Genomic DNA, 11,947 nt, shown 5'->3' with positions numbered 1-11,947 from the left:
CTATGAAAATGGGAAAGCTGAATATCAAAAATTTAAAAAAGGATCAGCTGCTGATCATTTTACTGGTAGGAGTGCTTCTGGTGATCATCGCACTTCCCACGGATAAGAAGAGCAAAACGCAGGAAGAAAAAGAACAGCCGGCGGCGCAGCAGGCCGCGGCGGTTTCCACGAATTCCTATGAGACGGAGCTGGAGCAGAAACTAAAAAAGGCGTTAAGCCAGGTAGAAGGCGTAGGCAAGGTGGATGTGATGATCACCCTCAAGTCCAAAGGGGAGAAGATCGTCGAGAAAGACCAGAACACCACCGGCAATGTGGTGACGGAGACCGACAGCGAAGGGGGAACCCGGGAAACCAAGGAGACGAACACGCAGGAGACGACAATATACGCGCAGGAGGGAAGCGGTACCCAGACACCTTATGTCATAAAAGAACTGGGTCCGGAGATCGAGGGGGTCATAATTATAGCGGAAGGCGGGGGAGATGCGAGAGTTGTTCAGAACATAACCGATGCAGTTGAGGCATTATTTCATGTAGAGGCACATAAAATTAAAGTAATGAAAATGAAATGACGGGATGGCCATGAATAAAAATGAAAGCTTAAAAAATAACAAGAATGGAGGCAGAAAAGTGAAAAATATATTTAAAAAGAATTCGGTGATTATAACGGCATTGGCGATCATGATCGCGATCGCAGGCTATCTGAATTATTCGGGAAACAAGCTGGGCAAGGAAGATGCGGAGGCCACCAACAGCACCAATGTGGCCAAAAATGAACTGTCGGACATTTCCGACGAGGATATTCTCTCCCAGGCCAGCACAGACGGGACTCAGCCCGCAGAGCAGGCCTCTTCCGGTGACATCGAGAGCCTGGACGTGGATCTGAACAACGGCGCTGCGGTATCCTCCGACGAGGTCGCCAGCACCGGCGGCGAAACACCCGGCGAAGCGGTTCTTGCCAACTCCTCTAACGTAGGCTTCGCAGCTCAGGCCAAGCTGGATAAAGAGCAGCTTCGGGCAAAGAATAAAGAGACCCTGATGGAAGTCATCAACAACACAAATATCACGGAAGAGCAAAAGCAGACGGCTATCGATAACATGATCGCTATGACCGCCATCGCAGAGAAGGAAACCTCGGCAGAGATGCTTTTGGAAGCCAAGGGCTTCACGGATGTGGTAGTCAGCGTTACGGAGAACGGAGCGGATGTCATCGTAAATGCCGCTGAGGTATCCGATGCCCAGAGAGCGCAGATCGAAGACATCGTGAAGAGAAAGACGGATGTTCCCGCTGAAAACATTGTCATCACCACCATGAATGCTACGGAATAGCAGGATTATATCGCTTGGTATTACGGGCCTGAGGGGCTAAAAGCCCCTGGGCCCGTTTGACTTTTACGATTTACTCAGGTAAAGAGGGACATGTCCATTCTGGTTTGGGACATGTCCGAATCGATTAAATCAAGTATGATTACAAGAAATTGGAAAGTAGATACAGATTGTAATAGGTGAAAGGTATGGTAAGAACCGTAATCATTTGTTATATAAAGCTGTATAAATATTTTTATACTTTTTCAAGAGAATCATCTGTGCTATAATGAATAACAGCAATTTTGGAGATGCTGATTGTAATAATATAGCGAGATATAGACTTCTTATTTTAGCAGATTTTCTTATAGGGGAATAACTGCCGGGCTGTTTATGTGGTATTTGGTGAGGGTTATGGATAGATCGTTCTAACAAGCTGGATGTAATCGTAAAAGGATGTATATGCTCAAGAAAGCTATTGTATAAATTAAACCAAGCCTGTACTGAAACGCGATGGTCATAACAAGATAGACATGTCCCAAACTGAAATAGACATGTCCCAAACTGAAATAGACATGTCCCAAACTGAAATGGACATGTCCCAAACCAGAATGGACATGTCCCCAATTCCCATAAATACAGAAGATACCGCGCAAATCATGAAAAAAGAATGGAGAATGAATATGAAAAGAGTATTTCTGATTGTACTGGATAGTGTAGGAATCGGTGAGCTGCCGGACGCCGCGGAATACGGTGATGAGGGCAGTAACACGCTTCGGGCATGCTCCGCAAGCCCGTATTTTGATATGCCGAACATGGCAAAATTGGGTTTGTTTCATATTGATCAGGTGGACTGCGGCCCGAAGGAAGAGCATCCGCAAGGCGCCTGGGGCAGACTGGCGGAGGCCTCCAAGGGGAAGGACACCACCATCGGCCATTGGGAGATCGCGGGACTGATATCGGACAAACAGATGCCTACCTACCCGGATGGCTTCCCGAAAGACCTGTTGGATGATTTCTCACGTCAGACAGGGCGGGGATGGCTCTGTAACAAACCTTATTCCGGCACGGATGTCATCCGGGATTATGGGGAGCAGCATGTGAAAACAGGGGATTTGATTGTCTATACCTCGGCGGACAGCGTGTTTCAGGTGGCGGCGCATGAGGAAGTAGTGCCCATAGAAGAGTTATACCGGGATTGTGAGATCGCCAGGAAGCTGCTGGTTGGGGAGCATGGAGTCGGCCGGGTGATCGCCAGACCATTCGTTGGGACATATCCTGATTTTAAACGTACCAGCAACCGCCATGACTTCTCGCTGACCCCTCCGAAGGCTACGATGCTTACCCAGTTGTCCGAGGCCGGATTTGCTGTGCTGAGCGTGGGGAAAATCGTGGATATTTTCGCCTCGGATGGGGTGACGGATTTCGTGAGAACGGTCAGCAACGAGGATGGAATCGATAAGACATTGGCCTATATGGATCGGGACTTTGAGGGGTTGTGCTTTACGAATCTGGTGGATTACGATATGCTGTACGGTCACAGAAATGACGTGGACGGCTATGCGAAGGCGCTTACCTATTTTGACCGGAGACTCCCGGAGCTGCTGGCCAAATTAAAAGAGGAAGATATTTTAATGATTACGGCGGATCATGGCTGCGACCCCTCCACTCCTTCTACGGATCATTCCAGGGAATATACGCCGCTTGTGATTGCCGGAAGGCAGGTCAGAAACGGGGCGGATCTGGGAACGAGGGCTACGTTTGCGGACATCGGTGCTACGGTAGTGGAGTATTTCGGAGTACCTCAGAAAATAGATGGTTCTTCGTTCTTAAACGAGATCCTCTGAAAGAATAGATAAAATAAATAAGCAGGATACGAAAGGAAAGAGAAAATTATGGCACAGTTATGGGGAGGCCGTTTCACGAAGCAGACGGACCAGTTAGTTTATGATTTTAATGCATCCATCACCTTTGACCAACGTTTTTATAAACAGGATATCGAGGGCAGCGTCGCCCATGTGGTCATGATGGCGCAGCAGGGAATGCTGACGCAGGAAGAAATGAAGCAGATCGTGGAGGGACTGAAAGGCATACAGGAGGACGTCGAATCCGGAAAGCTCCAAATCACCAAAGAATATGAGGACATCCATAGCTTTGTGGAAGCGAATCTCATCGACCGGATCGGACAGGTGGGAAAGAAGCTCCATACAGGCCGAAGCCGTAACGATCAGGTGGCATTGGACATGAAACTGTATGTCCGCGTGGGCGTGTTGGAAATCGAGGCCCTGGTCAGGGAGCTGCTGGAGGTCCTGCTCCATATAATGGAGGAAAATACGCAGACCTATATGCCGGGATTCACGCATCTGCAAAAGGCACAGCCGGTAACGCTGGCACATCATCTGGGAGCGTATTTCGAGATGTTTAAAAGGGACCGGGAGCGTCTGCAGGATGTGTTCAAGCGCATGAATTACTGCCCGCTGGGAGCCGGCGCGCTGGCCGGGACCACCTATCCGCTGGACCGGAACCGGACCGCGGAGCTGATGGGATTCTATGGACCGACGCTGAACAGCATGGACTCCGTATCTGACCGGGATTATGTACTGGAACTGTTGTCCGCCTGCTCTATTATCATGATGCATCTGAGCCGGTTCTCTGAAGAAATCATAATCTGGAATTCCAACGAGTACCAGTTTGTGGAGATAGATGACGCGTTCAGCACAGGAAGCAGCATCATGCCCCAAAAGAAGAACCCGGATATCGCGGAACTGGTCCGCGGTAAGACCGGCCGGGTCTATGGCTCGCTGATGGCGCTGCTTACAACTATGAAAGGCCTTCCGTTGGCGTACAACAAGGATATGCAGGAGGACAAGGAATGGACCTTTGACGCCCTGGATACGGTAAAGAAATGTATTCAGCTGTTTACCGGCATGCTCTCCACCATGAAGTTCCGAAGGGACGTGATGGAAACCAGCGCGAAAAATGGATTCACCAATGCCACAGACGCCGCGGATTATCTGGTCAATCACGGCGTGCCCTTCCGTGACGCCCATGGGATCGTGGGACGCCTGGTGCTGTATTGTATCGAACAGAACAAAGCTCTGGATGACATGACGCTGGAGGAATTCAAGTCCATCAGCCCGGTGTTTGAGGAAGATATTTATGATGCCATCAGCCTTAAGACCTGCGTGGATAAGCGGATCACTTTGGGAGCGCCGGGAAAAAGCGTGATGGAACAGGTGATTGAACAAAATAAACAATACCTTGGGAATGAATGGAATCCTTTCCCGGAAAAATGCTGAAATTAGGGAATTTAGTTGCATTTTCAGCGGAATTGGAGTAGTATATTCAAAACAAAGACAAATGTACGTCCCACAAAAACAAGTACAAAATAAGATACAGCACAGTACACAAGTGGAGAGTTTTATAAGTGAAACGCGAAACTCTTACATATAAAAAGCTAGAATGAATAAAAAGTCATAACGAGGAGAATGAAAAAATGAGTCAGAAATTGAGAGTGGGTATCCTGGGCGGTACCGGTATGGTAGGACAGCGTTTTATTTCCTTATTGGAAAATCATCCGTGGTTTGAAGTGGTTACGATCGCTGCGAGTCCCCGGTCCGCGGGAAAGACCTATGAGGATGCGGTGGGTGACCGTTGGAAAATGCAGACGCCGATGCCGGAAGCTGTTAAAAAACTGGTGGTTATGAATGTCAATGAGGTTGAAAAAGTAGCGGCCGGAGTTGATTTTGTATTCAGCGCCGTCGATATGACGAAAGAGGAAATAAAAGCCATCGAGGAAGCCTATGCAAAAACAGAGACGCCGGTCGTGTCCAATAACAGCGCGCACCGTTGGACACCGGACGTACCCATGGTAGTGCCGGAGATCAATCCGGAGCACTTCGAGGTAATCAAATTCCAGAGACAGCGCCTGGGGACCAAGAGCGGGTTCGTGGCGGTGAAGCCCAACTGTTCCATCCAAAGCTACGCTCCCGTATTGACCGCCTGGAAAGAATTCGTACCAACCACTGTGGTAGCCACGACCTATCAGGCGATCTCCGGCGCAGGCAAGACCTTCAAAGACTGGCCCGAAATGATGGAAAATATCATCCCCTACATCGGCGGAGAAGAGGAAAAGAGCGAGCAGGAGCCTTTGCGTTTGTGGGGCAAGATCGAGGACGGCGTTATCGTCAAAGCCCAAAGCCCGTTAATTACCTGCCAGTGTATCCGCGTGCCGGTGCTGGACGGACACACCGCGGCCGTGTTTGTATCCTTTGATAAGAAACCGTCCAAAGAAGAACTGATCGACCGCTTAGTCAACTTCAAGGGCCTTCCTCAGGAACTGAACCTGCCAAGCGCGCCGAAACAGTTCATCCAGTACCTGGAAGAAGATAACCGCCCTCAGGTGAAGATGGATGTAAACTTTGAGAACGGTATGGGAATTTCCGTCGGACGCCTCCGGGAAGACACCGTCTATGATTACAAATTCGTGGGCCTTTCCCATAACACGGTCCGCGGTGCGGCCGGCGGCGCGGTATTATGCGCGGAGCTTCTGAAGGCTCAGGGGTATATTCAGGCGAAATAGCTGCATTAGGAACCCCATTTTGTGTGCCTTTTGTTGTGCCCATTGATTTTTAGAAGATTTCATAGTACGATGAAAGACGAGATAATTTTACAAAAGGAGAGCATGCAGTTATGGGGATAACGACTAGTAAATTTCAGGATTCGGAAGCGACGCTTTATACGATGGAGAACAGCAACGGATGTAAATTGACCGTATGCGATTATGGCGCGGTTTTATATTCACTTTTGGTGCCGGATCGGGACGGAAAGATGCTGGATGTAGCACTTGGATTTGAAGGCCCACAAGGGTATCGGCACAATGATACGGGTCTGGGAGCTATCGTTGGAAGGAATGCCAACCGGATCGGAAAAGCGGCCTTTGAGCTGAACGGGGTTGTCTGGAAATTAGATCAAAACGATCATGGAAATAATCTGCACAGCGGATTCAACCGTTACTATGAGCGGATGTGGGATGCGAAGATGAGCGGAACCGGGGCGGAACCGGCTGTTATCTTCAGTCTGCACAGCCCGGACGGGGATCAGGGATTTCCCGGAACGGCAGATGTCACAGTGATCTATACGCTGACCGCGGATAACGAAGTGAAGATCTCTTATCACGCGGTTTCGGATAAAGATACGGTTTTTAATATGACGAATCACTGCTATTTTAATCTGAACGGTCATGATTCCGGGAATGCCGTGGATCAGATTCTTTGGATGGATGCAGACGCGTATACACCAACGGACGCAGAATCGATACCCACCGGGGAGATCGCGCCGGTAGACCAGACTCCCATGGATTTCCGTGTGGCTAAGCGGATTGGGGATGAGATCGACAGCGATTTTGAACAGCTGACTATGGCCGGCGGTTATGATCATAACTGGATATTGGCCCATCCCGGAAACGGACAGCCGTTCGCAGTACTAAAATCGGAGGACAGCGGTATCGTGATGGAAATGTATACCGATCTGCCCGGCGTCCAGTTCTACAGCGGGAATTACCTGATGGGAGAGACCGGAAAAGGCGGCTGCTCTTATGCAAAACGTGCCGGTGTCTGCTTTGAAACCCAGTATTATCCGGATGCCGTGAATAAACCGGAGTTTCCTTCGCCGGTGGTAAAGGCAGGGGAATGCTACGATACCACCACGGTTTACAAATTTAAATGTGAATAATTAACGGGCTTTTTCAGCCAAACAGACAGGATTGTCAGATGACAGGCTTCTTCGACGGTAGTATACCGGTGAGGGGCAGATGTATCATCCGGCGGTCCTGTCTTTTTTCTGCGGAAATGCGATCCGTGAATATTTTAAGGGGAATGCAATAAAATATTAGAAATACTTGTTGCAAAAGTAAACTGTAATTGATATAATTACATTTAAGGGGTTCACCATAGAGATAGGTGCGGGAACCGCACGATGGAGGAAAGAGTAATATGAGTATAATAACAGGATACGCCGGAACTTATGAATCTGCGCAGAGTTTTGGGATTTACCGCTTCACGGTTGATGCGGATACGGGAGCATTGACCGAGCCAAAACTGTTTTATCCTGCGCCGAATGCCAAATATGTATCTTTGCAGAATGGGAAAATCGCAGCGCCGGTGGAACGCAATAAGCGGGCCGGGATTTGTCTGGTAGATTTATCAGCCAAGGAACAGGCGTCGGAGATATTTTGTGAGGATCAGACCTCGTGTTATGTGACCCAGGACGGCCCGCGGATATACACAGCCAATTACCATGAGGGAACGGTTATGGTCTATGAAGAACAGGAGGCGCCCGATGAGGGACTGCGTCTGGTCAAAAGAATCAGCATTGCCCCGGCTGCCGGCTGCCACCAGGTTATCCTGCATGAGCGCTATCTGCTGGTGCCCTGCCTGGAACTTGATACGGTGCGGATTTTTGACAGCTCCCGGAATTATGAGCCGGCGGGAGAACTGAATTTTCCGGCCGGAAGCGGTCCGCGGCACGGGATCTTTAACCGGGACCACACCAGGTTTTATCTGGTGACGGAACGAAGTAACGAGCTGTATACCTTCCGGGTGGAGGAAAATGCGGGATTTCATCAGCTGGATTCCCGTTCGGTTCTGCCGGAAAGAGGGACGAATGAGGATGACACGGCAGCCGTCCGTATGTCGCCGGATGAACGGTTCCTGTATGTGTCTACCCGGGGTTCGGATCTTTTAAGCGTGTTTTCCCTGGAGGAAGAACTTCCGGAAGCGGTGCAGTTTGTGTCCTGCGGCGGCAGGCATCCCAGGGATTTTGTCATAGTACCGGGCGGAAAATACCTGCTGGTGGCGAACCGGTTTTCCAATAATCTGATCTGTTTTAGGCTGGGCGTCCAGACCGGAAGAATTAAGGAAATCTGTGATGCGGTTACCCTAAATGAGGCCGTCAGCCTGGTATTTGATCCGGATCATATAAGCGGGACCGAATAGAAACCATAAAAAAGAACACTCGAAGAGAAAAATAGACGATAACATGGAGGAAATCAGATGGATAAATATGATATTGCGGTAATCGGACTTTCTGTAATGGGTAGGAGCCTGGCGCTTAACATGGCGGATCACGGATACCGGGTGGCCGTGTATAACCGGTCAAAAGAGGTAACCGAAGCGATGGTTAAGGAATATCCTCACGAGGGGATACAGCCATATTACAGCCTGGAAGAATTGACAGGGGCGCTTCGCAGACCCCGGAAAATTATCATGATGATCAAAGCGGGAGCTCCGGTGGACGCGGTGATCGGGAACCTGGCCCCTCTTTTGGAGGAGGGGGATATCCTGATGGACGGCGGGAATTCCTTTTTCGAGGATACCAGAAGACGCTCAAAACTGCTTGAGCAGCAGGGGATCCGTTATTACGGGGTCGGCATCTCCGGCGGGGAGGAAGGGGCCAGATTCGGCCCGTCCATTATGCCGGGCGGCGACGCGGATGCGTACGGGGAGATTGGGCCGATTCTGCGGGATATATCGGCAAAGGCAGAGGGAGAACCCTGCTGTACCTATATCGGACCGGACGGGGCCGGACATTATGTGAAAATGGTCCACAACGGAATTGAATATGCCGATATGCAGCTGATCGCCGAAGCTTACCTGCTCTTAAAATATATTGGCGGATTTGATAACCAGAGGCTTTCCGAGATTTTCGGGGAATGGCAGTCAGGAGAACTCAAGAGCTATCTGATCGGCATTACGGCGGATATATTAAAGGAACCGGACGACTGTACCACCGGCGAACTGGTGGATTATATCCTGGACAGCGCCGCCCAGAAAGGAACCGGCCGTTGGACCAGTATCGAATCCCTGAAGCAGGGAATCGACGTATCTATGATTACGGCTGCCTGCAACGCCAGAGTGATGTCCAACCGTCTTCAGGAACGGGAAAAAGCGTTTCGGCTTCTGAAGGGGCCGGATGTGACGGCTGCGGGCGAGCCGCTTTCCTTTATCCGCATGGTGCGGGAGGGACTCTACGCCGCTAAAATCCTTGCCTATGCCCAGGGCTTTTCTCTGCTTAAGGATGCCTCAAAACAGTATGAGTGGAACCTTGAACTTGGGAAGATCGCGTCCATCTTCCGGGCCGGCTGCATCATCCAGGCTGTGTTCCTGAATGATATCACCGCTGCATTTCAGGAGAATCCAAACCTGGAAAACCTTTTGTTCCATGAATTTTTCCGGCAGGGAATAGAGAAAAATCAAGGCAGCCTGCGAGAAATCGTAACACAGGGAATCAAAAGCGGTCTTCCTCTGCCGGCCATGACCAATGCTTTGGCGTATCTGGACGCGTTTCGCGGGGCGCACGTAGGGGCCAACCTGATTCAGGCCCAGAGGGACTGCTTCGGCGCGCACACCTATCTGCGTACCGACCAGGAGGGCAGTTTCCACCACGACTGGGGAAAAAAGAAAGAGGATTGAGAATGTATGTACGATTGGAGGATAATATGAAACAAGCGCTGACTATCTTCGGGGGCACCGGCGACCTGACATTTCGGAAGCTGCTGCCGGCCCTGTATAACATGAGCGCCTCCGGCAAACTGCCGGCGGAGCGGATAATTATAATCGGCCGCCGGGATTATACCACCCAGACGTACTGTGAAGCGGCCAGAGAATGGGTCCGCCGTTTTTCCAGGATCGTATTCCGGGAAGAGGCGTACCGGCAGTTTATCCAGGGGATCCGCTACTATCAGATGGATTTCACACAGGAGGCTGCCTATGACGCGTTGGACGATTTCTATCAGGAAAGCCGGATCGATGCCCATATTTTCTATTTTGCCGTGGCGCCCAGGTTTTTCCCTGTGATCGCCCAGGGCTTAGGACGTGTGACGGGTGCGGAACAAGGAAAGGTGATTCTGGAAAAACCGTTCGGGGAAAGCCTGAAAGCGGCGGAAGAGTTAAATGACAAGCTGGAAGCATTCTTTGATCCGGAATCAATCTATCGGATCGACCATTATCTGGGCAAGGAAATGATCCGGAATATCCAGACGATCCGGTTCACGAACCCCATCTTTAAGAATATATGGAATGCGGACTACATCGACTATATCCAGATCTCGGCGATGGAAAATGTGGGAGTGGAGACCAGGGCCGGCTACTATGATACCAGCGGGGCTATGAAGGATATGGTGCAGAACCATCTGTTTCAGATCCTGTCCATCGTAGCCATGGAGCGGCCGCAGGATTTGTCGCCCGAGGGGATGCATGAAGAACAGATCCGGGTATTAAAAGCTCTGCGTCCGGTCAGCCCGGAACAGATCGGCAGTCAGCTGGTGCTGGCTCAATACGAGGGGTATCGGCAGGAGCCCGGGGTGTCTCCCCATTCGGTTACGGAGACCTATGCGGCATTAAAAGTGTTCATTGACAATGAACGTTGGAAAGGGACGCCGTTCTACATCCGCACCGGTAAGAAGCTGGGGCGCAGGGAGATGGAAGTGACGATTGTATTTAAACGGCCGGAGCCGGGTATTGAACCGGATATTCTGGTGGTGAAAATACAGCCGGAGGAAGGGGTGCATCTGCAGTTCAATATAAAGAAACCCGGAGACACCGACGAGATCTCGCAGGCCAAGATGGATTTTTGCCAAAGCTGTTCGCTGGAAAACAGGATCAATACGCCGGAGGCCTATGAACGACTGCTGGGGGCCTGCTTGCGAGGCGAGCGTTCCTGGTTCTCCCAGTGGGACCAGATCGAGACCAGCTGGAATTATATCGACCAGCTGCGCAGCGCGTACCGGCAGGCGGGGAATCCAATATACGTCTATCCGTCCGGGTCCAATGGCCCGGAAGCCGCGGATGAACTTCTGGAAGCAGAGGGGCACCAATGGATCGTGGAGGAGCCGTGATGCGCATGCAACAGGAACAAAAGCAGGCTGCCGCCTTAAAAGCGGCAGAGTACATTAGGGATAATATGATTCTGGGCCTGGGAACCGGATCAACCGCGTATTATCTGATCAGGCGCGCAGGGGAACTGGTCAAAGAGGGGATGCGTTTAAAGGCGGTAGCCACCTCCCGGTCTTCTGAGAAGCTGGCGGAAGAATTCGGCATACCCGTGACGGATATCAATGAGGTTCCCCGCATAGACCTGACCATTGACGGAGTGGATGAGATCGATCCGGATTTTGAAGCGGTCAAAGGAGGCGGCGGGGCTTTGACCCGCGAAAAGATCACGGCTTACCATTCCAAGCAGGTGATCTGGATCATGGATCACAGAAAACAGGTTTTAAAGCTGGGCGCTTTTCCGCTGCCGGTGGAAGTCCTGCCGTTTGGGTGGCGCTTATTGTCCGAGAAAATCCAAAGCCTTGGTTACACACCGATTCTCCGTATCGAAAACGGGCAGGCATATCGTACGGATAACGGGAATTATATTTTGGATATCCACAGTCCGTCCCCGGCCGGTTACCGGAAGCTGTCCGGTTTGCTGCGCAGCTATCCGGGAGTGGTGGAGACGGGATATTTTCCGGCCGTCTGCTCCCGGATCATTGTGGCGGATTCGGCCGGAGTACGGGTGCTTGAAAATAAAAAACGAATCGTAAGCGGCGATTTATAAGTGTCAATTCCTGAATATTGTCATACCATAATAATGGAAATAATAT

The 11,947-nt window shown here is 50.7% G+C and carries 10 protein-coding genes; all 10 read left to right on the top strand.

Annotated features, from left to right (window positions below; genetic code table 11):
• Positions 1 to 2: 2 nt before the first annotated feature.
• The 10 genes from KTH89_RS10005 (at position 3) to rpiA (ending at position 11,901) form a co-directional block, all read left to right on the top strand.
• The gene (locus tag KTH89_RS10005) at positions 3 to 569 is read left to right on the top strand and encodes a stage III sporulation protein AG (protein ID WP_238721495.1); all 567 of its coding nucleotides are present in this window, start codon (positions 3 to 5) and stop codon (positions 567 to 569) included.
• Positions 570 to 627: 58 nt separating this feature from the next.
• Positions 628 to 1,326, top strand: coding sequence for a SpoIIIAH-like family protein (locus KTH89_RS10000; protein WP_158344124.1), 699 nt, complete (start codon positions 628 to 630; stop codon positions 1,324 to 1,326).
• A gap of 659 nt (positions 1,327 to 1,985) precedes the next feature.
• Positions 1,986 to 3,149: a phosphopentomutase gene (locus tag KTH89_RS09995; protein WP_158344125.1), complete on the top strand. Its 1,164-nt coding sequence runs from the start codon at positions 1,986 to 1,988 to the stop codon at positions 3,147 to 3,149.
• Between the two features lie 48 nt (positions 3,150 to 3,197).
• Positions 3,198 to 4,601 (top strand): argininosuccinate lyase, encoded by a 1,404-nt coding sequence (gene argH, locus KTH89_RS09990; protein WP_158344126.1) that lies wholly within the window; start codon positions 3,198 to 3,200, stop codon positions 4,599 to 4,601.
• 197 nt (positions 4,602 to 4,798) lie between these two features.
• On the top strand, positions 4,799 to 5,884 hold the full coding sequence (gene asd / locus KTH89_RS09985) for an aspartate-semialdehyde dehydrogenase (RefSeq protein ID WP_158344127.1): 1,086 nt from the start codon (positions 4,799 to 4,801) through the stop codon (positions 5,882 to 5,884).
• A 110-nt stretch (positions 5,885 to 5,994) separates the two neighbouring features.
• Positions 5,995 to 7,035, top strand: a complete 1,041-nt coding sequence (locus tag KTH89_RS09980) for an aldose epimerase family protein (RefSeq protein WP_158344128.1) — start codon at positions 5,995 to 5,997, stop codon at positions 7,033 to 7,035.
• Between the two features lie 260 nt (positions 7,036 to 7,295).
• Positions 7,296 to 8,297: a lactonase family protein gene (locus KTH89_RS09975; protein ID WP_158344129.1), complete on the top strand. Its 1,002-nt coding sequence runs from the start codon at positions 7,296 to 7,298 to the stop codon at positions 8,295 to 8,297.
• A gap of 57 nt (positions 8,298 to 8,354) precedes the next feature.
• Positions 8,355 to 9,773: an NADP-dependent phosphogluconate dehydrogenase gene (gndA, locus tag KTH89_RS09970; protein WP_158344130.1), complete on the top strand. Its 1,419-nt coding sequence runs from the start codon at positions 8,355 to 8,357 to the stop codon at positions 9,771 to 9,773.
• A 2-nt stretch (positions 9,774 to 9,775) separates the two neighbouring features.
• Positions 9,776 to 11,197 (top strand): glucose-6-phosphate dehydrogenase, encoded by a 1,422-nt coding sequence (zwf, locus tag KTH89_RS09965; RefSeq protein ID WP_158344131.1) that lies wholly within the window; start codon positions 9,776 to 9,778, stop codon positions 11,195 to 11,197.
• Positions 11,197 to 11,901 (top strand): ribose-5-phosphate isomerase RpiA, encoded by a 705-nt coding sequence (rpiA, locus tag KTH89_RS09960; protein WP_238721493.1) that lies wholly within the window; start codon positions 11,197 to 11,199, stop codon positions 11,899 to 11,901. Before zwf ends, rpiA begins: the two co-directional genes overlap by 1 nt.
• The last annotated feature ends 46 nt before the right edge of the window (positions 11,902 to 11,947 follow it).

This window comes from Diplocloster agilis, assembly GCF_019042275.1.
Lineage (GTDB): Bacteria > Bacillota > Clostridia > Lachnospirales > Lachnospiraceae > Diplocloster > Diplocloster agilis.
Note: the sequence above shows the minus strand (reverse complement) of the source record. Positions and strands in the feature narration are given on the sequence as shown.